Genomic DNA, 24,279 nt, shown 5'->3' with positions numbered 1-24,279 from the left:
GGGATAACTAACGAACGTTGATTATCCCTTTTTCTTTTTATAAAATTGCAATTATTTTATCTGTCTAATTCCTTTTAAGAAAATCCAACTCATAAATAATTTTTCGCCATCGTTGGTTTTTACCGCTTGAAATTTTGGCGAAATAATTGTTCCAATAATGAACGCTGTCAACGGAATCCAAAATCCGGTTAAGTTGGTGAAAGCGCCAATTAAGTATCTAAATCCGATAAATAATACGGCAAAACTCAATAATTGGTATATAAATGCTTTTGTTTTTAATGACATATCTTTTTGCTTTAATTTTGACTATTCTTCTTTTCTATCTTGAAATTTCGTTCGTTTACTTCCTTCATACATTTCATATTTTACCAATCTCGATTCCAAACTTCCGTTGAAAAGCTTAATTTTTCTGGAAGGTTTTAATCCTACGAATTTTAAAGCTTCCAAATTTGATGTGATAAACCAAGAATTTGTTCCAGGATAACTTTGCTTTAAAGTATCTCCAATTTCTTTGTAAAAACGTTCCATATCAATATCCAAACGTTCTCCATAAGGTGGATTGAAAACCATGTGCAACGGACCTTGAGTCGTTTTTTCAGTATCAAAAAAGTTCTTTTCAGAAATCGTGATATATTCCTCAAGATTAGCATTTTTAATATTGTCTTTTGCTTTTAAAACAGCAGAAGACGCTTTGTCAAAACCTTGAATCGTATAGTGAAATTCCTTGATTTTCTTCAAAAGTGAATCCACAATTTGGTCGAATAAATCATTGTCCCAATCGTTCCATTTTTCAAAAGCAAATTCTTTTCTGTTCAAATTTGCTGGAATATTGCAGGCAATCATTGCGGCTTCCGCCAAAAGTGTTCCTGATCCACACATCGGATCTAAAAAATGTCCTTGTCCTTCCCAACCCGAAAGCAGTAAAATTCCGGCTGCCAAAACTTCATTTATCGGAGCAATATTTGTCGCGATTCTATAACCTCTTTGGTGTAATGAATTTCCAGAAGTGTCTAAAGCCACAGAAACCTGATCCTTATCAATGTGAATATTAATTCTCAAATCTGGATAATCTTTGTCAACACTCGGCCTTGCTCCTGTTTTATTTCTGAATTGATCCACAATTGCATCTTTTGATTTCTGAGATACAAACTGCGAATGCTTGAAATAATCAGAATGAACCGTCGTATCAATTACAAAAGTCTGATTTGCATTCAAATATTTCGACCAATTAATTCCGGAAATACCTTTGTATAAACCTAGTTCGTTATTGGCTTTGAAATGATAAATCGGTTTTAAAATTTTTAAAGCGGTCCTCAATGAAAGATTTGCTTTGTACATAAAACCTTTGTCTCCCACAAAACTCACCATTCTTATGCCTTGTTCAACATCTTGAGCGCCTAAAATTTGCAATTCTTTTGCTAATATCTCTTCAAAACCAAAAAAAGTTTTGGCTATCATTTTAAAATTTTCCATAAAATCGATCTGATTCGCAATTTTGCAACTTAATTGCGTTTTACATTTTGGCTTATGCCAATTTTCTGCAAAAATACACTAAATTTGTGGCTTAAATAAATACGATGCAAAAAGAAAAAAATACTTGGTTCGCCTCTTGGTTCGACAGTCCTTATTATCATATTCTTTACAAAGACCGAGATTATGCCGAAGCGCAAGTGTTTATGGACAACATCACGCAATATTTAAATCTTCCGGATGATGCTAAAATCTTAGATTTGGCGTGCGGAAAAGGCCGTCATTCCATTTATCTAAATGAGCTTGGTTATGACGTTACAGGCGCAGATTTGTCTGAAAATAGCATAAAAGAAGCTTCAAAACACAGCAACGACAAACTTCATTTTGAGGTTCACGATATGAGAATTCCGTTTGAGCAGAAGTTTGACGCGATTTTTAATCTTTTTACAAGTTTTGGATATTTTGAAAATGACGCTGATAATTTGACGACTTTAAAAGCCATTCAAGAAAGCCTTACTGAATATGGTTTTGCGGTAATTGATTTTATGAATGTGCAACACGTCATTGAAAATTTGGTTCCAGAAGAAGTGAAAACCGTTGATGGCATTGACTTTCATATCAAACGTTACGTTATCGACAATCATATAATTAAGGAAATTGACTTTGAAGATAAAGGCGAAAAGTTTCATTTTACCGAAAAAGTACAAGCTTTAACGCTACAAAATTTTGAAGAAATGATGGAAGAAGCCGGAATTTATCTTTTAGACACTTTTGGCGATTATAAGCTAAAAAAGTTCTATAAAAATGAAAGCGAAAGATTGATAATGGTTTTCAAATAAAATAGTTCTACTGAAATGGACAACATTTTAACTTACATTCTTCCCTTATTTTCGGTTTTGATCGGGTATGCTGTGGCATTATTTTTAAAACCTACGAAGAAAAACAACCTGAAACTTTTGATGGCTTTCAGCGGATCTTTTTTGCTTTCTATAACGGTAATGCATCTTTTGCCTGAAGTTTATGAAGCTGAAATGCATCACGAGCACAATCACGAGCACGCGCACTCAAATGCGGTCGGAATTTTCATTATGCTTGGAATTTTGTTCCAAATTATTTTAGAATTTTTCTCAAAAGGCGCCGAACACGGACACGTTCACGGCCACGAAGAAATGCACAAAATGCCTTGGCTTTTATTCATAAGTCTTTGTATTCACGCGTTTTTAGAAGGTTTTCCGGTAAGTCACCACAATGATTTGGCCTTGGGAATTGCCATCCATCACTTGCCGATCGCCATTATTTTGACTTCCTTTTTTGTTAATGCAAGATTGAATAAAAAAGCCATATTTTTATTTATGGTAGCATTCGCATTCATGACGCCATTAGGAACAATTACTTCAGAATATCTTCCGTTTTTATCTGAATATTATACACAAATTACGGCTGTTGTAATCGGGATTTTATTCCATATTTCTTCTACGATTATCTTTGAAAGCAGCGAAGGTCATAAATTTAATTTGGCCAAATTATCGATGATTGCCATTGGAATTGTCAGTGCTTATTTCATTTGAGTAATTTTGCAAAAGAAAAAGCAAGCAACTCCTTATCAAAAAATATTTTAGAATGGTTATTGACTATAAAAAAATCGATTTATTAGGCAAACCTTTTATCCAGAAATTGATAATAAAACCGCCATTCAAATATGATTTTCCAGTGGAAGAGCGTGCCTGCTTTTTGTATGTAATGAAAGGAAAAATTCTGTATGAGTCTGATAATTATAATTTTAGCATAAATACAAATCATTCATTATTGCTAAACTGCATAAATTCTGGAAAACAAATTCACGAATCAAATGATAATCTCAATGAAGAGGGAGAAGTTGTAATCGTTACTTTTCATCCAGATATATTAAAGAAAATCTATGATCGAGAGCTTCCTCTTGTTCTTCAGCCCAGCAATAATGCGAGTAATCAGTCAAGCGAAAAAATAAATAATGATTTTTTAATTCAAAAATATATTGAAGGACTTCTCTTTTATTTTGAAAATCCATCTTTGGCAAATGATGAAATTTTAATTTTAAAACTGAAAGAAATCATTCTTTTGCTGTCACAAACGCAAAATGCGACAACGATACAAGTTATACTATCGCAACTTTTTTCATCAACTACTTACACTTTTAAACAAATCATAGAAGCAAATCTATTTTCGCACATTAATGTAGAAGACTTGGCTCAAAAAACAAACCTAAGCGTTTCTTCTTTTAAAAGAGAATTTAAAAAGCTTTACAATGATTCGCCTGCAAACTACATCAAATCTAAAAGATTGGAAAAAGCTGCCGATATGCTTTTACTTTCAACAGAGCGCATATCAGACATTGCTATGGATTGTGGTTTTAATGACTTGGCAAATTTTACTAAAAGCTTTCATGATAAATATGAAATTACACCTACAAATTATCGGTTGAATGGCAAATAATTCTATCATTTCGATTTTTTTAAACCTACCAAAATTTTAGATCGTTTGAACCAAATTGACACATAATTGACCTAATTCACAAAATTAATCTGTTTTTTATAAAGCAACTTTGCAATGTCAATAATGACATAAATTGTAAAAAACAAAAAATGGGATTATCAAGTTTAGGAATTTTTCACACGATTATAGGTATTATAGCAATTATTGCTGCAATCATAGGATTTATCAGAAGTGGTAAAATCAATTTAGGCCAAATCACTGGTAAAGTATATTTTTATACCACACTTATCAGCTCGTTAACAGCTTTAGGATTGTCAAGCGTTGTAGGCTTAAATCCAGGACATATTCTTGCAATCTTAATTGTTATTTTGATAGTAATTGCTTACTTCTTGCACGCTAGAAGACAAGGAAACAATCGCGCTCGTTTTATCGAAAACTTCTTCCTTTCTTTCAGTTTTTTCTTATCGATGATTCCCACAGTTAATGAAACACTTACTCGTGTCCCCTTCGGACATCCCTTAGCAAAAGGCCCCACAGATCCATTAATTGCTCAAACACTTCTTGTTATTTTACTTCTATTTATTACGGGTTCAATTTATCAATTTAGAATGCAAAGGAAAACCAACAAATCAATATAAGCCTGCAAATTATTTGTAACTTTGAAGCATCATATTCAACTTAAAAATGAGCTTCACAAAAACCACAGAACTAGCTTCAAAATACGAACATTTAGAAAAAATGTCGGTTGCTGATTTATTGCAAAACATAAATAACGAAGACAAAACCGTTCCGCTTGCTGTAGAAAAAGCGTTGCCACAAATTGAAAATTTGGTTTCAAAAGTGGTCGAAAAGATGAAAAATGGCGGACGCTTATTTTATATCGGAGCGGGAACTTCTGGAAGATTGGGAATTGTGGATGCTTCAGAATGTCCGCCTACTTTTGGTGTTCCGTTCGACTTGGTCATCGGAATTATTGCCGGAGGCGACACGGCCATCAGAAAAGCCGTGGAATTTGCTGAAGATGATAAAGACCAAGCTTGGAAAGATTTGCAAGAATGGAATATCAATGAAAATGACGTGGTTATCGGAATCGCCGCTTCAGGAACAACTCCTTATGTAATTGGTTGTTTGCAAAAATGCAATGAAAATAACGTCACCACCGGAAGCATTTCTTGCAATGCAGAAAGTCCGTTGTCAAAAACAGCTAATCTCCCGATTGACGTGGTTGTTGGTCCAGAATTCGTGACCGGAAGCTCTAGAATGAAAGCGGGAACAGCTCAGAAATTAGTCTTAAATATGATTTCAACTTCCACGATGATTCAACTCGGAAAAGTCAAAGGAAACAAAATGGTGGATATGCAATTGAGCAATCACAAGCTTGTGGACAGAGCCGTGAGAATGATTATGGACGAACTTTCAATTTCTGAAACTGAAGCAAAATCATTATTGGAAAAACACAAAAACGTTCGGAATTCGATTGAGAATTATAAAAAATAATTGCAATGATTAAAAGGATATTTTTAATCTTCTTTGTGATTGCAATTGGTTTTGCAGTGTATTTTTCGTTTCCGAATTTGTTTCACAAGAACAATATCGCACTTGAAAATTATCAAAAAACGCTTGATACAATTCAAACCATCCGAAAAAATTTAAAAAATAAAAGTACCGAAGAAAAAGGAAAAGCGTTTACCAATTTAATGGTCGATAAAATTTTTCCATATTGGTATGGAACTCCTTGGAATTTTAACGGAACCACGCAAAAACCAAACGAAGGAAAAATTGCCTGCGGTTATTTTGTAACCACAACAATTGAAGATATGGGTTTCCCGATTAACCGAATCAAACTGGCTCAATGCGCTTCTGAAGAAATGATTAAAAACCTGGTTTCAAAGGAAAATATTACGCGATTTTCTGGAATTTCAATGGAAGATTTTGAAAAGAAAATCATCAAAAAAGGAAACGGTCTTTACATCATCGGATTAGACAATCACACTGGTTTTGTGTTGGTTTCTGACAAAGGAAATTATTTTATCCATTCAAATGGTTATTTCCCTCAAGAAGTGATGAAAGAGAAATTATCAGATTCAAAAATCATCGCGAAATCAAAATACAGAGTCGTCGGAAAAATTTCTGCCGATAAAAAATTCTTAAACAACTGGACAAAATAAATATGAACACCGATAGAAAAATACTCCAAAAAGGAATTTTGTTTATGTCAATCGCAATGCCGTTGCTTTTTCTTGGGCCAGTTGTGATTCACAGCGCCTTTAAAAACCAAAATCATCCTTATTATTATGTAGTTTTGGGTGTTGGAATTATTGTTTGCCTTAGCGCAATGTTAATGATGTTTTTAGGATTAAGAAAAATAATGAATAGTTTATTTAAGAAAAAATGAAAGAAACAGTTCATTTAAACAAAACCTTTTCGAAGGTTATTTACACCGAAGAATCCGTTAAAAACAGAGAATTCGAAAACTGCACTTTTATTGATTGTGATTTATATGGAAGCGATTTTTCTATGTCGCAGTTTTTAGATTGCACTTTCAAAGGTTGCAATTTATCAATGGTAAAATTCAATTCTACGAGTTTAAAAAACGTGGAATTTGAAAATTGCAAAATGATGGGAATCGCTTTTGAATATTGCGAAGATTTTCTATTTGAAGTGAAATTTGACGATTGCGTACTTGATTTTTCGTCGTTTGCCAATAAAAAAATGCAGAAAACAAAATTCATAAAATGTTCAATGCAAGATGTAAATTTTGCTGGAACCAATCTTTTGAAAGCTGTTTTTGACGACGTAAATCTAAACGGAGCTTCCTTTGACAGAACAAATTTATCAGAAGCAGATTTGTCAAAAGCCTATAATTTTTCAATCGACCCAGAATTAAATCCTGTTAAAAAAGCAAAGTTTTCTTTGAAAGACGCGGGCGGTTTATTGGAAAAATACAATCTCAAATTAGTTTAATATGGAAGTAAATTCACAGTTTTTAGAAAGTGCGAAAAAGCAATTTTTATATTATAAAATGCTCGGCGAAAAAGCGATTAGTCAATTAGATGACGAACAGCTTTTTGTAGTTGCCAACAACGATACGAACAGTATCGCACAAATTGTGAAACATTTGTCAGGAAATATGCTTTCTCGCTGGACCGATTTTTTGAGTTCAGACGGAGAAAAGGAATGGCGAAATAGAGATGATGAATTTGTTGATACTTACAAGTCAAAAGCAGAATTACTGGAGAATTGGAATAAAGGCTGGGATTGTCTTTTCAATGCGATAAATCCGTTAAAACCAGAACAGCTTTCAGATATTATTTACATCAGAAACGAAGGACATTCTGTTGTGGAGGCTATTAACAGGCAGTTGGCGCACTATCCTTATCACATTGGACAAATAGTTTTTTATGCAAAATTGTTGAAGAAAACGGAATGGGAAAGTCTTTCAATTCCAAAGAATAAGTCGGGAGATTATAATTCTGAGAAATTTTCTAGAGAAAAAAGTATCAAGAATTTTACTGATGATGAATTAAATAAATTAAAATAATTTTAAAAATACAGCTGATAGCCCCGATTGAAGCGGAAATCCTTTTTTATGCAATGGCTATTTTTTGCTGACACAAAACAGCGACCAAAGGAAGCTCGTTTTGTGGCTTGAAAAAAAAGACATTGGCAAAAAAGATTGAAGCGAAAAAGCGGGAAAGAGCTTCAAAAATAAATTATGAAAAAGATAATACTCTTAGGAATTTTGGCAGTGACAGCAACGTCTTGCTACAATATTGAGCGCAATTGTTCTGATTTTAAAACAGGAAAATTTGAATTTGAATATGAAGTTGATGGTGTAAAAAAAATCTCAAATTTCGTAAGGAACGATACTTTGGAAATCGATACATTTGAGGGAAAAGTGGACAGTTCGTCGGTGCGTTGGATTAATGATTGCGAATTTGTGTTGGAAAAAATAAATCCGAAGAACATGGCGGAAAAACAGGCAATTCACATGAAAATTTTGAGTACTACGGAAAATTCATATACATTTGAGTTCTCAAAATTGGGAGACACGCAGAAACAAAAAGGGACTGTGACTAAAATCAACTAATAACGCTGAAAAATGGAAGTTTTTTTAAATCCGGATGCTTGGGTTGCCTTGCTGACATTGACTTTCTTGGAAATTATTCTGGGAATTGACAATATTATTTTTATTTCGATTGTAACCGGAAAACTTCCTGTGGAAGACCGAAAAAAGGCCACAAGAATTGGTTTGTTTTTGGCGATGTTTATGCGAATCGGGTTGCTTTTTGGAATCACGTTGTTGATTGCAATGAAAGCGCCTTGGTTTTCGTTTGATTTTGGTTGGTTTAGCGCTGATATTACTGGCCAGGCAATGATTTTATTGCTTGGAGGTTTGTTCTTGATTTATAAAAGTACCAAGGAAATTCACGAAAAAGTGGACCACAAAGGCGAAGAAGAAAAAAGCCTGGGCGAAGTGGCACGAAAATCTTTTGCGAATGTGATTGTGCAAATTTTGCTGATTGACTTGATTTTTTCTGTGGATTCTATCTTGACGGCCGTGGGAATGACGAATGGTTTGGACGGCGCGCTTGTAATTATGATTACGGCGGTTGTGATTTCTGTGGGAATTATGATGCTTTTCGCGGTTCCGGTTGGGACATTTGTAAATGCAAATCCGTCTATTCAAATTCTTGGTTTGGCGTTTTTGATATTAATCGGATTTATGCTGATTACGGAGAGCATGCATTTATCGAATGCGCAATTAGCTGGACAACACGTGGGCGCCGTTCCAAAAGGATATTTGTATTTTGCGATTGCTTTTTCTTTGGCAGTGGAGTTTATCAATATGAAAATGAGGAAGAAGAAAGCTTAAAATTTCTCGCTAAGGCGCTAAGACGCAAAACTATAAAGTATTAAAGGCTTTCCAATTGGAAAGCCTTTAATTTTTAATCTAAACTTAAAGTTATTTGTCCATCGTCGTCCAATTGAACGTCGCCTAAATCTTCATCAACAACTTCCATTTCCTCTGGAATTTCCTCCACTGGCGGTTCGTATGGCAAAGGTTCTAAAAGATTTACCTGCTTTAACTTGTCACCTGTCAATTGATTTCCTATCGCTTTTATTCCTTTTACAGCAATAAAAGCTTCTAGATCAATTGTCTGATTTTCTTTTTGGATTCCCTTTACTTTTGCAAAAATCACTTCTGCAACCGGACGATAATCTGTGGAAACAATTTCCAACTGAGATTTTGGATGTTCGGTAATAAAAATTTCTTCCTTATTTTCGTTTTCAATCAAGAAACGCTTGACGAAATATTTCTCCTTCTCTCCGTCATAATAAATAGCCGAAACTGGTTTCTTAGGAAGCCATTTTTCTAAAACAACCATGTCTTCATCAAAATGCGTGGTTAATTCTGGGATAATCGTTTTCAATTTTCCAGCTTGACTGATGATTAAAAGTCGGTCATTTGGACGAAATTCGCCCAGCAACTCTCCTCTTCCATCGACATTTAATTTTTGAACGGTATCATCGAACCAAATTCTTCTTGGTTTTAAAGTAGAAATTCCTTTTTCTTTTAACTCGATTTTCTTAATTGGATATTTTGTCACCAAATTTCCTTTGGAAGCTCTTCCTTTGATAGCCAAATCGGCAAAATCAATATCGAATTTCAGCTTTTTGATACTTCCTACTTGACGCAATAAAATCGTTATGACTTCCGCTTCACCATTCGGGTTATGCGAAAAATATAAAACTTGAGAACCTGGTTTTTCTTGCGAAAGTGCGTATGCTTTGTCTCTTGTAATTCCGGAAACATTAAAACGTTTGATATATGACGGTCCGGATTTTCCATCTCGGTAAATCATATTGTAAATCGTTCGCTTGTCTTGCTTGTCAAAAATAGCGATGTGAATAATATCTTTTCCTACGAATTTCTTTTCATCGACTTTGGAAACCATCATCGTTCCATCACGAAGAAAAACGATAACATCATCAATATCAGAACAATCGGTAACGTATTCATCTTTTTTCAAGCCCGTTCCCACGAAACCTTCTTCGCGATTAACGTATAATTTCGTGTTTCTCAAAATTACTTTTGTCGCTTCAATATCGTCGAAAATTCGAAGTTCGGTTTGGCGTTCACGGCCTTTTCCGTATTTCTCTTTCAATCTAGTAAAAAACGCAATTGTAAAGTCGATAATATGTTCTAAGTCGTATTTTACTTGCTCGATATCGCCTTCTAAAGCTTCAATTTTTTCTTGCGCTTTATCAATGTCAAATTTCGAAATTCTCTTGATTCGGATTTCTGTCAAACGTGTTATATCTTCCTCGGTAACAGCACGTTTCAAATGTTGGGTATAAGGCTTCAAACCTTCGTCAATGGCACGAATTACGCCTTCCCAAGTCGATTCTTCCTCAATATCACGGTAGATTCTCTTTTCGATAAAAATACGCTCCAGCGAAAGAAAATGCCACTGTTCTTCTAATTCATCCAGCTGGATTTCAAGTTCTCGCTTCAATAATTCAACAGTTCTTTCTGTCGAAATTTTCAACATTTCAGAAACACCTAAAAATCTAGGCTTATGGTTTTCAATGATGCAACCTAAAGGTGCTACCGAAGTTTCGCAAGCCGTAAATGCGAAAAGTGCATCAATCGTTTTATCAGGAGAAACGCCAGGAAAAAGATGGATTAAAATCTCTACTTCCGCAGCGGTATTGTCTTCAATTTTTTTGACCTTTATCTTCCCTTTTTCATTCGCTTTCAAGATACTTTCGATTAAAGTTCCTGTGTTTGTAGAAAACGGAATTTGCGTAATCACCAATGTCTGTTTATCCAATTGCGAAATTTTGGCACGAACTCTGACACGACCGCCACGCATTCCATCATTATAGTTGGAAACGTCAGCAATACCAGCAGTTGGAAAATCTGGAAATAGGGTAAAAGGTTTTCCTTTTAATATTTTTATCGAACTGTCAATCAATTCGTTGAAGTTGTGTGGCAACACTTTCATGGAAAGCCCTACGGCAATTCCTTCTGCACCTTGCGCTAATAAAAGCGGGAATTTTACCGGAAGGTTTATCGGTTCATTTCTTCTTCCGTCATAGGAAGCCTGCCAAGGCGTAATCTTTGGCGAGAATAAAATATCGTGGCCTAATTTACTGATTCGCGCTTCGATATAACGTGAAGCTGCAGCGCCATCGCCCGTGAGGATATTTCCCCAGTTCCCTTGCATGTCGATGATCAGATCCTTCTGCCCGATTTGCACCATAGCGTCGCCAATACTCGCATCTCCGTGCGGGTGATACTGCATGGTATGACCGACAATGTTCGCCACTTTGTTGTAACGTCCATCATCCAATTCTTTCATCGAGTGCATAATTCTACGTTGAACCGGTTTGAAACCATCTTCAATCGCAGGAACGGCACGCTCCAGAATTACGTAAGATGCATAATCCAAAAACCAATCTTTGTACATTCCGGTAACCTTGGTGATGGTATCTTGGCTGTCGTCGTCTTGGTTGTCGTAAAATTGTCCCGTAGATTCTCTGGATTCTTGACCTTCGTCTATTGGCTCTAAATTCTCTTCTTCGTCCATTTATTAAATTAGTTCCTTAAACTATTTTCAATTCTAAATTATTTCTCCACAACATCCAATTCCACCTTCAAATTATTGATAATGAATTTCTGTCTGTCTGGCGTATTTTTTCCCATATAAAACGACAAAAGCTGTTCGATGGAAGTCAATTTATCAAGCATAACTGGTTCCAAACGAATATCGTCTCCAATAAAATGCTTGAACTCATCCGGAGAAATTTCTCCCAAACCTTTAAATCGCGTGATTTCCGGTTTTGGTTTTAATTTTTCAATTGCATTCACACGTTCTTCTTCTGAATAGCAGTAAATCGTTTCCTTTCTATTTCTAATCCTAAATAACGGAGTTTGAAGAATATACAAATGCCCTTCCTTAATTAATTCTGGAAAAAATTGCAGGAAAAACGTAATTAATAACAATCGAATGTGCATTCCGTCAACATCGGCATCTGTTGCAATTACGATATTATTGTAACGCAAATCGCCCATATCTTCCTCGATATTCAAAGCCGCTTGCAGCAAGTTGAATTCTTCATTTTCATAAACAATTTTCTTGCTCATTCCGTAGGAATTCAAAGGCTTCCCACGCAAACTGAAAACGCCTTGGGTATTTACGTCACGAGATTTAGTAATCGAACCAGAAGCGGAATCTCCCTCGGTAATAAAAAGCGTACTTTCTAAATATCTTGGGTTTTTGATATCGGTCAAATGCACGCGGCAATCACGTAATTTCTTGTTGTGAAGATTGGCTTTCTTTGCTCTGTCTTTTGCTAATTTTCGAATTCCAGATAACTCTTTACGTTCTCTTTCGGCTTGTAAAATCTTGCGCAAAAGCAAATCTGCCGTCTCAGGATTTTTATGTAGAAAATTATCTAATTTATTTTTTACGAAGTCATTGACAAAAGTTCGAACCGAAGGCAAATCCGGACCCATATCAGTAGAACCCAATTTAGTCTTAGTTTGCGATTCAAAAACCGGTTCCATCACTTTCACTGAAACCGCACTCACAATGGATTTACGAATATCTGAAGGCTCGAAACCTTTGTTATAAAATTCACGAATTGTCTTTACAACCGCCTCACGAAAAGCAACCAAATGCGTTCCTCCTTGGGTTGTATTCTGACCATTCACAAACGAGTGATATTCCTCAGAATATTGCGATTTACTGTGTGTCAACGCAACTTCAATATCTTCGCCAAGAAGATGAATAATTGGATAAACCATATCATCTGCTGCAATGTTTTCTTCCAGCAAATCTTTCAATCCATTTTCAGAAAAATATTTTTCGCCATTGTAAATTATCGTCAAACCAGTATTCAGGTAGCAATAATTTTTCAGCATTTTTACTACATATTCATTCCTGAATTTGTAGTTTTTAAAAATCGCTTCGTCTGGAATGAACGTTACTTTCGTTCCTTTTCGCTTTGTAGTATCGATTATATCTTCTTCCAGAACCAAATTTCCGGCAGAAAATTCCGCCGCTTTTTGCTTGTCGTCACGAACAGATTCTACTCTGAAATAGTTCGACAAAGCGTTCACAGCCTTGGTTCCGACACCGTTTAAACCTACCGATTTCTTAAAGGCGAGCGAATCATATTTTCCACCCGTATTCATTTTTGAAACCACATCAACGACTTTTCCAAGCGGAATTCCACGGCCATAATCCCTCACGGCAACGGTTTTATCCTTGATGCTCACCTCAATAGTTTTTCCGGCACCCATAACGAACTCATCGATACAGTTGTCCAAAACCTCTTTTAATAAAATATAAATACCATCATCTGGCGAAGAACCGTCGCCCAATTTCCCGATATACATTCCGGGACGCATCCTGATGTGCTCTTTCCAGTCGAGGGAACGGATATTGTCTTCGGTATACTGATTTTGTTCTGACATTTGAAAATTATGGATTTGGTGCTAATATACAGCATTCACAAGAAAAAAGAAAGTCCTGAAAAGTAATTTTTCCAAGACTTGTTCACAAAGAAATTTATGAATTATGAGTTATGAATTACAAATTTTCTAAAACCTAAAACAATAGACTTTCGACATTAGACTTTATAACTTTACGACTTTTTCAAGGGCCTTAATCCAGCTTTCCGGTACAAGATTTTAACTGAAAAACCTTTTTTTGCAAGGCCTGAAAAGAGCTTCCTTTGGTCGCTTTTTAAGTCCGGCAAAAAATAGGTTTTCAATTAAAATGCTTTCCCCTGCAATCTGGGGCAGTGATGCCGTTTGCGTCAAATAGCAGTCGATTTGCCACGCGTGATTTTGTACATCGAAATTGCTTTTTGATTTACAAAAACTGTCAAATAATAATTAGAATTTTGTGCAATATTCACTTCAAATTCTGAAATATTTCCAGCTTTTTTCAAAACCGCATTTCGAGCTTTATCATCAGAACTCAATACATAAAAAACTTTATCCGTTTCGGCCAAATCTTCAATTTTGAATTTAAGAATAGTTGCTTTATTCGAAGAAATTATTCCCTTTTCTGGCGTAATAAATCTAAAATCAGACCTTAAATATTCCGCATAATAAAACGGAAAATTAGCATAATCTTTCTGCGAAAATTTACCTAAAACCCATTGTTTGTCATCTGGAAAGTGATTCAATACAAAAACTTCTGGCTCGGTAAAAAAATATCCCGCATTAAACTTCGGAATAAAAGTTCTTTTCTGCTCATTTACAACTCCGGCGCCCCAAGTTACGTCAACCAATTTCCACTTCCCGTTGACTTTTATGGCATTCCACGCGTGCGAACTTTCAGTAGGCAACTTCCCAATATCGCTCGGATTTGTCTTTGCGTTTCCGGTCACAATAGCATTTTCCAATCCAGATAAATTAGCCAAATGTTCAAAAAGCAACGCGTAACCTTGGCAAACCGCCAATTTGGTTTTCAGCACATTATTGACTTTGTCTAATTTGATCTGGTTTTGCTTCTGAATCTTTTCTTCTGGCGTTCGATAACTATATTTCACCACTCGCCCCGAATTAGAAAAATAGCTTTTCACGTCATATTTCACATTGAAAGCAATCCACGAATAAATGGCGCGCGCTTTCTCTTCTTCCTTCGAAAAATCGTGATTGATTTTTGAAGCTAAGTCTTCAACTTTAGAAAATGATTTGGGATAATTGGAAACAATCGCATCCACTTTTGAAAAATCCTGAGCCAAAGTCTGCAGGGAGAAAAAAAGCATCAACACAAATGCTTTTTTCAAAAAACGAACATATATCTCTTTCATATTGCGAAGATTACCAAGAATCTTGCCAAAGTTAAAACACAGATTTCACAGATTTTTACAAATTATTATCTAAAACTTTATTTGAATTTTTTAAACTTAGAATTTAATCAAAAAATAATATTATCTATCATAGATATGTAAAAATCTATGAATCTGCGTTCAAAGTTAGCGATAATGACGAAAGATTCCAGTATCTGTCGGGGTCCAAACTGCGGCTTTTTGATCAGCACTTTTTAAGGCGTTATTTGCCCAAGTATTGCAAGTATAAAACAAACTATATTTTCTGTTTGCTTCGTAAAAACTATCGTTTTGACCGTAAGTCCTTGCGGTAATCAATATCGGATTTCCATCTGAATCAACTTGAAAACTGTCTTCGATATATTTGATCAAATTTGCATATTCTTCTTTGCTGATATTGATTTTAATACAGTTTTCGTTTTCTTTAATTTGCTTATAAAACGTGGCATGCATCGCAGAAGTTCCCAAATAAAATGCAGCGTTAAAAGCAGTGCTGAATTTCAAATCAGACCATTCTGGTGTATTCAGATAAAATCCTTTGTCACCCCAGCCGATTCCTATAAATTGCATTGTAGAATCTTTTGACGGAATATGCTCAAATTTTAATTTCTCGCTCCAATCTTTGTATTCCGTTTTAATCGGAACCACGATATCCGTATGAACTCCGTTGCTTTTTATGTAAATCGCCACGTCTTCCTTCGGATTTTCATCTTTAGAATTGACCGAAAATCTTGGCAAAATCAAAGCCACAATAATATACAAAACAAAAAAAGCCAAAATCCCCAAAAGGAATTTCAGCAATATTCTTAGAATTCTCCTTAACGGCTTCAAACAGAGAAATTATTTATGATTTCTTTCAATTGCTTATCATATTCTTCATTAGAAATTTTTCCGTTTTCCACATCGAAGTTTTCATTGAAAGAAGGCAAGAAAAAAGTTTCTTTAATATTTCCGCCATATTTTGGCAAGCTGATTTTTGCCGCTTCAATTGCATTTCTGCCTCCGCCTCTTCCTGGTGAAGTTGCTGTCAAAAGCATTGGTTTTTCTTGGAAAACATTTTTATCTTGGCGCGAAGCCCAATCATAAATATTCTTAAAAGCCGCCGTCAATCCTGCATTATGTTCAGCTAAAGAAAGTACTAAAATATCTGCCGAAGCTAATTTTTCTAAAAATTTCTTAGCCAATTCTGGTTTGCCTATTTCTGCTTCTTTATCAACACTGAACAATGGCAATTCATAATCATTCAAATCTAAAACTTCTACGTCAGCATCCTTAAAAAGACTTGACGTGTAAATGGCTAATTTTTTGTTGATGGAATTCTTACTAGAACTTCCGGCAAAGGCGATGATTTTCATAATTATGGATTTTGTGTTGGTTGTTTCTCTGGTTCGATGATTTCAAAAACTTCTTTTTGAATTTCAACTGAATATTCATTTGGGCTGATGCTGCCACCAAAAGCTTTGGCATAAACTTTTGTATATTCTGCACCAAAATACAGAATTATTGCGGAATAATATACCCAAAGCAAAATTATAATTACTGATCCTGCCGCACCATAAACGGTGGCTACTGTTGAACTTCCTAAATAAAATCCGATTGCAAATTTACCAATCATAAATAAAATTGCTGTACTTGAAGCCCCAACGAATGCATCTTTCCATTTAATATTTCCATCAGGCAATGTTCTGAAAATGATGGCAAAAAGTAATGTAATTATAAAAAATACGATCAGGGTATTTAAAACATAAAAAAGGTAAACGGTACTTTCAGGGAAATAGAGCTTTAACCTTGCGCTAAGCAAATCCATTACAGAATTTACTAACAAACTAACAATTAAAAGAAAACCCACGGAAGCAATCATTGAGAAAGACATCAGTCTGTTTTGTATAAATTTCTTAATTCCTTTGTCAGGTTTTGCGCGAAGTCCCCAGATAAAATTGATCGAGCTTTGGATTTCCGCAAAAACGCCCGAAGCACCAATCAAAAGCATTATTGCTCCAAAAATTGTAGCAAAAAGATTACTATCTGAAAGCTGTACATTTTTAATTGCATTTTGAATTTGGACTGCTGCATCACTGCCAACGAGTCCATTTATTTGACCATATAATTGCCCTGTTACAGCATCTTCACCAAAGAAAAAACCACAAATCGTTATGATGATAATCATCAGCGGGGGCAACGCAAAAATGGTGTAATATGATAAAGAAGCGCTTAATTTTATGGCATTATCGTCATTAAATTCATTAAAAGTAGTTTTGAGCAGATACCAGCCTTTCGATAATATTCCTTTGGTTTTCACAATGATTTTGGTTTTGATTTACTCAAATATAACTCATTCTGAAAGAAATTTAGCTTGGTTTATAGGATTTTTAACGTTGGAAAGAAGTTCTGGTTTTTGGGCTCATGACGAAGTTGCGTACGCGTGAGGGATTGGCGCGGCATCCTTTTTTTGTTCTTTCTTTAAGAACAAAAAAAGATAGAGCAGAAAGCCCGACGGCGAGAAAAACACCTTTAGGTTTTTTCTTGCCGGCACGCCCAAAAAAAGAAAAACGTCTTTTAGTCAGGGAAAAAAATTGCATAAAAAAAGCGACATAAATGTCGCTTTTAATAGTATCTAAAAAAGATTAAACGTTGAATCTAAAGTGCATTACGTCACCATCTTTCACGATATATTCTTTACCTTCTACTTTAAATTTTCCAGCTTCTTTGGCTTTTGCCTCTGAACCATATTGCACGTAATCTTCATAAGAAATAACTTCGGCGCGAATGAATCCTTTCTCAAAATCGGTGTGGATAACTCCCGCAGCTTGTGGCGCTGTTGACCCGATATTGATCGTCCACGCGCGAACTTCCTTAACTCCGGCTGTAAAATAAGTTTGTTGTTTCAACAATTTGTAAGCCGCACGAATTAAAACCGAAGCTCCTGGCTCAGTCAATCCCATATCTTCAAGGAAAACTTGACGCTCTTCATAACTTTCTAATTCTGTGATATCTGCTTCAGCACCAACAGAAAGAATGATCACTTCAGCATCTTCGTCTTTTACCAATTCACGAACTTGGTCAACATAAGAGTTTCCGTTTACCGCAGAATTTTCGTCAACGTTACAAACGTAAAGAACTGGTTTTGCAGTAATTAACTGGAATGACTCCATCAAAACTTCTTCGTCATTACCTTGAGGAGTAATTGTGCGAGCCGATTTTGCTTGCAATAATGCTTCACGAATTTTATCTAAAAGCGCTTTCTCTGTTTGAGCTTCTTTATTTCCTGTTTTTGCAGCACGATTTACTTTTTCAAGACGTTTTTCAACAGTCTCCAAATCTTTTAACTGCAACTCGATATCGATAGTTTCTTTGTCACGAATTGGGTTTACATTTCCGTCAACGTGAACGATATTGTCATTGTCAAAACAACGCAAAACGTGAATAATCGCGTTACATTCGCGAATGTTTCCAAGGAATTGATTTCCTAAACCTTCACCTTTGCTCGCTCCTTTTACCAATCCAGCAATATCAACAATATCAACTGTTGCCATTTGAACGCGCTCTGGTTTTACCAATTCTTCCAATTTATTAATTCTTGGATCTGGCACGTTTACAACTCCAATATTTGGCTCAATTGTACAAAACGGAAAGTTCGCGCTTTGTGCTTTTGCATTTGATAAACAATTGAATAATGTTGATTTTCCAACATTTGGCAATCCTACAATTCCTGCTTTCATTATGGTATAAGTATGATATTGATATTTTTACGGCTGCAAATATACGCTTTTTGATTTTGAATTTTGTTGTTATTATTTTTCAATTTGAATATCTAAAAAAATTGAGATGTTTTCAGTTCAAATGTTTATTTATAAATAATTTATGTTTTTTTAGTATTTAAATTAACATATCGATTGTAAATTTGATAACATAAACACTCTAAATTAAAACTTATGAAAACGATTTTAGTAAGCTGTATGACTTTATTGGCAGCGATGAGCATTCAGGCACAAAACAAAAACGTCACGGATATTCAAAAAACTACTGTTACAACAGTAAAAGATTCTGACGGAGAGAAAAAAATGTTGAAAACACAAGAGGTCCAGGAAGTTCAAAATATTGAGTTTCAAGATGCGGATTCAAAAGCATTGAACAAAGATATGAAGCAAACTCCAACGGAAGTTGTGTCAAAAACTACAGTAACAAATCCGGATGGTTCTACAAGAACTGTAGACGTTGACCGTTCCGCATTTTATGATTATAAAGGAAAAAACTATCAATTGAAATTGGATCCTTCTGGATACGCAATTATTTCTCCAGAAAATAAAAAAGTTGGAGTTTTGAGAGCAACTTCAACAAATAGCTACATTTATAGAGGAAAAAATGCAACGTCAATTGGATATTTCGATACTAACGGAAACTTGGTTGTAGAAACATATGACGATAAATCAGACAAAGTAAGCGTTGAAACTTACACGCGTACAAAATAATTCGAAATCACTTTTTTCAATAATAAAAAAATCCTGAATTTACGTTCAGGATTTTTTTGTTTTATAAATAAAGAAAAATTATTCTCCGTGCAAAAACGCTTGACGATTCAATAAAGTTTCGTCGCTTTCCACATGATCATCATCCGGAACGCAACAATCGACAGGGCAAACTGCCGCGCATTGTGGTTCTTCGTGAAAACCTTTACATTCGGTACATTTTCCCGGAACGATGTAATAAATATCGTCAGAAATTGGCGTTTGCGCATCATTGGCATCCACTTCTTCCCCACTCGGCAATATAATTTTTCCGCTTAATTTTGTTCCGTCTTTATATCTCCAGTCGTCCGCACCCTCATAAATCGCGGTATTTGGACATTCTGGTTCGCAAGCACCACAGTTGATGCATTCGTCTGTTATTATGATGGCCATTTTTTCTTTTTTAGCTTTAAGCTTTAGGCAAAATGCTTTACGCTTGCCTACTGCCTAGAAAAGGTTTATTTTTGTTGCAAAATTACGTCCAAAACAATTCATAAGCAAATCAATATGACTTTAGAACATAAAAAAAATATTTTCGTTGAACTTGGGAAATTCCTGAGCCAATTTTCTAAAAATGAAAGCACTAGAAACGAAAACGTTTTACATAACGATTTGTTTTTCAATGAATTTTTAGATTTGATTAAATTATCGCAATCACATAACGGATGGTACACCCCTGAACAAGTGTATTTTGCAGTGAATTCTTGGGCCGAAGCGCTTACAAAAGAAAATTTAGACCAATGGCTTTCAAAATATAATTTAGAGAATATTGAGCCGAAAACAGTTGGATTGATTTTAGCCGGAAATATTCCTTTAGTTGGATTTCATGACTTTTTATCGGTTTTGATTTCCGGACATAAGGTTTTGGTCAAAACTTCTTCCAATGACCAACATTTGTTGCCTTTTTTGGCCAAATATCTAATTACGGTTGAACCAAAATTTTCAGAATACATCACTTTCGTAGAAGGAAAATTAGAAAATTTTGATGCCGTAATCGCCACCGGAAGCAATAACACAGCAAGATATTTTGAATATTATTTCAAAGACAAGCCGTCAATTATCCGTAAAAATAGAAATTCAGTTGCTGTTTTAAACGGAAAAGAATCTAAGGAAGATTTTCTAGGTTTGGGCGAAGATATTTTCAGGTATTTCGGTCTAGGATGCAGAAATGTTTCTAAAATATTTGTTCCAAAGGATTACAAATTCGATACTTTCTTTGAAGGGATTTTTGAATTTCAAGATGTAATACATTATGAAAAATATGCAAATAATTATGATTACAACAAAGCGGTTTTCTTGATGAGCAACTTCAAATTGTTAGACAACGGATTTCTTACCATAAAAGAAGATTCAAGCTACTCCTCACCTATTTCCAGCGTTTTTTATGAATTCTATGATAATTTAGAAGATTTAAAAACTCGCTTGGAAAATGAAAAAGAGCAAATTCAATGTATTGTTTCAAAAGGATTTCTTGAAAATAGCATTCCATTTGGAAAAACCCAAAACCCAGAACTCTGGGATTACGCTGATAATGTCGATACAATTGCATTTCTTTCATCGATTTAAAATCACCGCAGATTAGCAGATTTTTCCTTGGCGTTTTTAAATAAAATCTGCGAATCCGCGGTAAAAAATAATTTTACTACAACGTTTTCGTTAATAACCTTATGAAATTATTACCAAAACGTAAAGGAATGTTTTTATCTAATTTCTGAAATTTGCGTTTCAAAATTTTAGACAACACATTCTAAACACACACAATGAAAAAACACAATTATAGTGCTGGTCCTTGCATTTTGCCTCAAGAAGTATTCGAAAAAGCGTCTCAAGCAGTTTTAAACTTCAACGATTCTGGTTTATCGATTTTAGAAATTTCGCACAGAAGCAAAGATTTCGTTGCCGTAATGGACGAAGCAAGAGCACTAGCATTGGAACTTTTAGGCCTTGAAAATAGAGGCTACCAAGCATTATTTTTGCAAGGTGGCGCAAGTATGGAATTTTTGAGAGTTCCGTATAACTTACTAAAACAAGGGGGAAAAGCATCTTATTTAGATACCGGAACTTGGGCTTCTGGAGCAATCAAGGAAGCAAAAGCTTTTGGAGAAACCTTAGTAGTGGCTTCGTCAAAAGAAGAAAATTACAATCATATTCCGAAGCAATTTGAGATTCCAAGTGATTCAGATTATTTTCACTGCACTTCAAACAATACTATTTTTGGAACGCAGATGAAATCGTTTCCAACGACGAATGTTCCAGTGGTTTGCGATATGAGTTCTGATATTTTTTCTAGACAATTAGACTTCTCAAAATTTGATTTAATTTATGCGGGAGCTCAGAAAAACATGGGTCCGGCGGGAGTTACATTGGTTGTGGTGAAAGAAGAACTTCTTGGAAAAACAGGAAGAGCGATTCCAAGTATTCTAGATTATGAAAAACATATCAAGGCAGAAAGTATGTATAATACGCCTGCGGTTTTTGCAGTTTATACTTCGCTTTTGACAATGCAATGGCTGAAAAATCTTGGCGGAATCCCAGCTATTGAGAAAATTAATGACGCTAAAGCTAAATTGCTTTACACAGAAATCGACAGAAATCCGTTGTTTAAAGGTGCTTCTGTTGTCGAAGATCGATCAAATATGAATGCGACATTCTTATTAAACGACGAATCTCACGCTGCAACTTTTGACAAAATGTGGAAAGATGCTGGAATTTCTGGACTGCCAGGACACCGTTCTGTGGGCGGTTACAGAGCTTCAATGTACAATGCTTTGCCTTTAGAAAGCGTTCAAGTTTTGGTAGATGTGATGCAGGAATTGGAGAAAAAGATTTCTTAGATAATTAGATTTTTAGACTTCTTAGACTTTGTCGAAAGTAATTCAGATAGAACAATTAATATAGATTGAATTTTTAAATATTTCAATCTTAAATTTTTAAATAAAAAAACATGAAAGTATTAGCCAATGACGGAATTTCAAAAAGCGGAATCAAGGCTTTAGAAAAAGGCGGATTTGAAGTAATTACTACAAAAGTGGCGCAGGAACAAGTTGCAAATTACATCAACGCAAATGCGGTTTCGGTGCTTTTGGTAAGAAGTGCGACGAAAGTGAGACAGGATATTATTGACAATTGCCCGACTTTAAAAGTGATTGGTCGCGGTGGTGTTGGGATGGATAACATTGATGTGGATTATGCCCGTGAAAAAGGCATTCACGTGATTAACACGCCGGCTTCTTCGTCAGAATCTGTGGCAGAATTGGTTTTTGCACACTTATTTACCGGCGTGAGATTTTTGCACGATGCCAACAGGAATATGCCATTGGAAGGTGATTCTAACTTTGAAGGTTTGAAAAAAGCTTATGCAAACGGATTGGAATTACGCGGAAAAACACTTGGAATCATTGGTTTTGGACGTATTGGAAAAGCAGTTGCAAAAATCGGTTTGGGACTTGGAATGCGCGTTATTGCTTCGGATAAATTCGTAGGAAATGCTGAAATCAAAGTTGATTTTTACAACGGACAATTCATCAATGTGGATATTGTTACAGAACCGATGGAAGACATTTTCAGACATTCAGATTTTATTTCGCTTCACGTTCCGGCGCAAGATGGTTATGTGATTGGCAAAGCAGAATTTGAGTTGATGAAAGAAGGAGTTGGAATCGTAAATGCTTCGCGAGGAGGCGTTATCAATGAAGTTGAACTAATCGAAGCGCTTGAAACTGGAAAAGTTTTATTTGCTGGTTTAGACGTTTTTGAAGAAGAACCAACGCCCGCAGTTCAGATTTTAATGCACCCAAAAATTTCGTTGACGCCACATATTGGCGCTGCGACTTTAGAAGCTCAAGATAGAATTGGAACTGAATTGGCGGAACAAATTATTAGCCTGCTGAAAAATTAATTCTTCATATGTTAAATGTAAAACAATTTTGTATAGATTTGATAAATTTTTAAACCCATACAAAAATGTTAGAACAATTATCAGAGTTAGTAAAACAATTTGGAAACGAAGCTGTTGTAAATAATAAGTCGGTTCCAAATGAGCTGAATGAAGGTGTGATGGATGAAGCCAGTACCTCAATTTTTTCTGGTTTGCAGAAAATTATTTCAGAAGGTGGCGCAGATAAAATTGGGGAATTATTTCAAGGAAACAACGCTGGTTCAGCATCAAATCCGGTTGTGAAGCAATTGACAGAACAGCTTTCTGGAAATTTAGGAGAAAAGTTTGGATTAAGCTCAGACACTTCTTCAGAAGTTGCAGGAGGTTTGATTCCAAAAGTTTTAAGTTCGCTGATCGGAAAAGCAAAAAATCCAAACGATAAAAGTTTCGAAATTTCAGATATCGTAAACTCGATTTCTGGTGGCCAAGGAAATTCTGCCGTAATGGATGCTATTCAAAAGTATGGTGGCCAATTTGGCTTAGACCAAAATAATGATGGCAAAGTTGATATGTCTGACGCGATGGCTGCAGTTGAAAAAAAGGGAGGAATTGGCGGATTGCTCGGAAAGTTTTTCGGAAAGTAAAATTTATAAATAAATGAAAAGCCAGACAATCGTCTGGCTTTTTTATTGCAAAAAGTCAAATCAAAATCCAATCGCCAATAAAAATTAGAAGCCCAACATTTATCCATTTTTTAAACCATGTTCCTGCTGCTTCGAAATATCTTTTGTTTTGAACCCCAAAACAAAAGGATATTTTCGAGCATCAGGGCTATTCATCAAACTTTCAGGCATTCTTTAAACTTCTCCAAAACGTACGTCCAAAGCAAATCCATAATTTATACAAACAAAAAAGGCTTCCATCTGGAAGCCTTTTTTAATATAAAATTTGGAAATTATCGTTTAAGAGAGAAATGCGCTTTAAATTCTTTGGCCACTCCCTGCTCACTGAATTCCACCCTGAACCAGTAGTCGGTCGAAGGAAGCGGGCTTCCGTTCATCGTTCCGTCCCAGCCCTGGCTGTCGATCGAAGGGCTCA

27 protein-coding genes are annotated in these 24,279 nt (G+C 35.3%); 16 read left to right on the top strand and 11 right to left on the bottom strand.

Features of this window, described 5'->3' with window-relative positions; genetic code table 11:
- Positions 1–51: 51 nt before the first annotated feature.
- Positions 52–285: a hypothetical protein gene (locus ACFPVY_RS00155; protein ID WP_379789646.1), complete on the bottom strand. Its 234-nt coding sequence runs from the start codon at positions 283–285 to the stop codon at positions 52–54.
- Between the two features lie 21 nt (positions 286–306).
- Positions 307–1,473 (bottom strand): THUMP domain-containing class I SAM-dependent RNA methyltransferase, encoded by a 1,167-nt coding sequence (locus ACFPVY_RS00150; RefSeq protein ID WP_379789645.1) that lies wholly within the window; start codon positions 1,471–1,473, stop codon positions 307–309.
- Positions 1,474–1,577: 104 nt separating this feature from the next.
- Between ACFPVY_RS00150 and ACFPVY_RS00145 the strand changes: the two genes are divergently transcribed.
- From ACFPVY_RS00145 to ACFPVY_RS00095, 11 genes are all read left to right on the top strand, one after another.
- Positions 1,578–2,309 (top strand): SAM-dependent methyltransferase, encoded by a 732-nt coding sequence (locus ACFPVY_RS00145; protein ID WP_379789644.1) that lies wholly within the window; start codon positions 1,578–1,580, stop codon positions 2,307–2,309.
- Between the two features lie 15 nt (positions 2,310–2,324).
- The gene (locus ACFPVY_RS00140) at positions 2,325–3,038 is read left to right on the top strand and encodes a ZIP family metal transporter (protein ID WP_379789643.1); all 714 of its coding nucleotides are present in this window, start codon (positions 2,325–2,327) and stop codon (positions 3,036–3,038) included.
- A gap of 106 nt (positions 3,039–3,144) precedes the next feature.
- Positions 3,145–3,942 carry a helix-turn-helix domain-containing protein gene (locus ACFPVY_RS00135; protein ID WP_379789642.1) on the top strand — a complete coding sequence of 266 codons (798 nt, stop codon included), beginning with the start codon at positions 3,145–3,147 and terminating at the stop codon, positions 3,940–3,942.
- 149 nt (positions 3,943–4,091) lie between these two features.
- On the top strand, positions 4,092–4,580 hold the full coding sequence (locus ACFPVY_RS00130) for a hypothetical protein (RefSeq protein WP_379789641.1): 489 nt from the start codon (positions 4,092–4,094) through the stop codon (positions 4,578–4,580).
- Positions 4,581–4,626: 46 nt separating this feature from the next.
- Positions 4,627–5,439, top strand: a complete 813-nt coding sequence (murQ, locus tag ACFPVY_RS00125) for an N-acetylmuramic acid 6-phosphate etherase (RefSeq protein ID WP_379789640.1) — start codon at positions 4,627–4,629, stop codon at positions 5,437–5,439.
- A gap of 5 nt (positions 5,440–5,444) precedes the next feature.
- Positions 5,445–6,110, top strand: coding sequence for a hypothetical protein (locus ACFPVY_RS00120; RefSeq protein ID WP_379789639.1), 666 nt, complete (start codon positions 5,445–5,447; stop codon positions 6,108–6,110).
- Positions 6,111–6,112: 2 nt separating this feature from the next.
- Positions 6,113–6,337 carry a DUF6095 family protein gene (locus ACFPVY_RS00115; protein ID WP_379789638.1) on the top strand — a complete coding sequence of 75 codons (225 nt, stop codon included), beginning with the start codon at positions 6,113–6,115 and terminating at the stop codon, positions 6,335–6,337.
- Positions 6,334–6,906, top strand: a complete 573-nt coding sequence (locus ACFPVY_RS00110) for a pentapeptide repeat-containing protein (RefSeq protein WP_379789637.1) — start codon at positions 6,334–6,336, stop codon at positions 6,904–6,906. Before ACFPVY_RS00115 ends, ACFPVY_RS00110 begins: the two co-directional genes overlap by 4 nt.
- 1 nt (position 6,907) lies before the next feature.
- Complete coding sequence (locus ACFPVY_RS00105; RefSeq protein WP_379789636.1) at positions 6,908–7,483, top strand: DUF1572 domain-containing protein; 576 nt, start codon at positions 6,908–6,910, stop codon at positions 7,481–7,483.
- Positions 7,484–7,657: 174 nt separating this feature from the next.
- Positions 7,658–8,032 (top strand): DNA topoisomerase IV, encoded by a 375-nt coding sequence (locus ACFPVY_RS00100; RefSeq protein ID WP_379789635.1) that lies wholly within the window; start codon positions 7,658–7,660, stop codon positions 8,030–8,032.
- Positions 8,033–8,044: 12 nt separating this feature from the next.
- On the top strand, positions 8,045–8,818 hold the full coding sequence (locus ACFPVY_RS00095) for a TerC family protein (protein WP_379789633.1): 774 nt from the start codon (positions 8,045–8,047) through the stop codon (positions 8,816–8,818).
- A 73-nt stretch (positions 8,819–8,891) separates the two neighbouring features.
- Here ACFPVY_RS00095 and ACFPVY_RS00090 read toward each other — a convergent pair whose 3' ends face one another.
- The 7 genes from ACFPVY_RS00090 to ychF form a co-directional block, all read right to left on the bottom strand.
- On the bottom strand, positions 8,892–11,540 hold the full coding sequence (locus tag ACFPVY_RS00090; protein WP_379789632.1) for a DNA gyrase/topoisomerase IV subunit A: 2,649 nt from the start codon (positions 11,538–11,540) through the stop codon (positions 8,892–8,894).
- A gap of 38 nt (positions 11,541–11,578) precedes the next feature.
- Positions 11,579–13,432 (bottom strand): DNA topoisomerase IV subunit B, encoded by a 1,854-nt coding sequence (locus ACFPVY_RS00085; protein ID WP_379789631.1) that lies wholly within the window; start codon positions 13,430–13,432, stop codon positions 11,579–11,581.
- Positions 13,433–13,776: 344 nt separating this feature from the next.
- Positions 13,777–14,781, bottom strand: coding sequence for a transglutaminase domain-containing protein (locus tag ACFPVY_RS00080; protein WP_379789630.1), 1,005 nt, complete (start codon positions 14,779–14,781; stop codon positions 13,777–13,779).
- Positions 14,782–14,946: 165 nt separating this feature from the next.
- The gene (locus ACFPVY_RS00075) at positions 14,947–15,576 is read right to left on the bottom strand and encodes a TIGR02117 family protein (RefSeq protein WP_379789629.1); all 630 of its coding nucleotides are present in this window, start codon (positions 15,574–15,576) and stop codon (positions 14,947–14,949) included.
- Between the two features lie 50 nt (positions 15,577–15,626).
- Complete coding sequence (locus tag ACFPVY_RS00070) at positions 15,627–16,154, bottom strand: NADPH-dependent FMN reductase (RefSeq protein WP_379789628.1); 528 nt, start codon at positions 16,152–16,154, stop codon at positions 15,627–15,629.
- A 2-nt stretch (positions 16,155–16,156) separates the two neighbouring features.
- Complete coding sequence (locus ACFPVY_RS00065; RefSeq protein ID WP_379789627.1) at positions 16,157–17,098, bottom strand: YihY/virulence factor BrkB family protein; 942 nt, start codon at positions 17,096–17,098, stop codon at positions 16,157–16,159.
- A 325-nt stretch (positions 17,099–17,423) separates the two neighbouring features.
- Positions 17,424–18,518: a redox-regulated ATPase YchF gene (gene ychF, locus ACFPVY_RS00060; RefSeq protein WP_379789626.1), complete on the bottom strand. Its 1,095-nt coding sequence runs from the start codon at positions 18,516–18,518 to the stop codon at positions 17,424–17,426.
- 213 nt (positions 18,519–18,731) lie between these two features.
- On the opposite strand from ychF, the gene ACFPVY_RS00055 reads away from it, so the two are divergent.
- Positions 18,732–19,268, top strand: a complete 537-nt coding sequence (locus tag ACFPVY_RS00055; RefSeq protein ID WP_379789625.1) for a hypothetical protein — start codon at positions 18,732–18,734, stop codon at positions 19,266–19,268.
- A gap of 78 nt (positions 19,269–19,346) precedes the next feature.
- On the opposite strand, the gene ACFPVY_RS00050 is transcribed toward ACFPVY_RS00055, so the two are convergent.
- A complete protein-coding gene (locus tag ACFPVY_RS00050) occupies positions 19,347–19,697 on the bottom strand; it encodes a 4Fe-4S dicluster domain-containing protein (protein WP_379789624.1) in 351 nt (116 codons plus the stop codon).
- A 114-nt stretch (positions 19,698–19,811) separates the two neighbouring features.
- Between ACFPVY_RS00050 and ACFPVY_RS00045 the strand changes: the two genes are divergently transcribed.
- The 4 genes from ACFPVY_RS00045 to ACFPVY_RS00030 all read left to right on the top strand — a co-directional run bounded on the left by ACFPVY_RS00045 (position 19,812) and on the right by ACFPVY_RS00030 (position 23,825).
- Positions 19,812–20,870, top strand: a complete 1,059-nt coding sequence (locus tag ACFPVY_RS00045; protein ID WP_379789623.1) for an acyl-CoA reductase — start codon at positions 19,812–19,814, stop codon at positions 20,868–20,870.
- 194 nt (positions 20,871–21,064) lie between these two features.
- Entirely contained in the window at positions 21,065–22,138 is a 1,074-nt protein-coding gene (gene serC, locus ACFPVY_RS00040; RefSeq protein WP_379789622.1) for a 3-phosphoserine/phosphohydroxythreonine transaminase, read from the top strand.
- 110 nt (positions 22,139–22,248) lie between these two features.
- Positions 22,249–23,202 (top strand): D-2-hydroxyacid dehydrogenase, encoded by a 954-nt coding sequence (locus ACFPVY_RS00035; RefSeq protein ID WP_379789621.1) that lies wholly within the window; start codon positions 22,249–22,251, stop codon positions 23,200–23,202.
- A gap of 65 nt (positions 23,203–23,267) precedes the next feature.
- Positions 23,268–23,825 carry a hypothetical protein gene (locus ACFPVY_RS00030; protein ID WP_379789620.1) on the top strand — a complete coding sequence of 186 codons (558 nt, stop codon included), beginning with the start codon at positions 23,268–23,270 and terminating at the stop codon, positions 23,823–23,825.
- A gap of 311 nt (positions 23,826–24,136) precedes the next feature.
- Here the strand turns inward: ACFPVY_RS00030 and ACFPVY_RS00025 are convergent, their stop codons facing one another.
- Positions 24,137–24,268 carry a T9SS type B sorting domain-containing protein gene (locus ACFPVY_RS00025; protein ID WP_379790250.1) on the bottom strand — a complete coding sequence of 44 codons (132 nt, stop codon included), beginning with the start codon at positions 24,266–24,268 and terminating at the stop codon, positions 24,137–24,139.
- Positions 24,269–24,279: the final 11 nt, after the last annotated feature.

Origin of the sequence: Flavobacterium qiangtangense (genome assembly GCF_042658345.1) — a bacterium.
In the GTDB taxonomy this organism is placed as follows: domain Bacteria; phylum Bacteroidota; class Bacteroidia; order Flavobacteriales; family Flavobacteriaceae; genus Flavobacterium; species Flavobacterium qiangtangense.
Note: the sequence above shows the minus strand (reverse complement) of the source record. Positions and strands in the feature narration are given on the sequence as shown.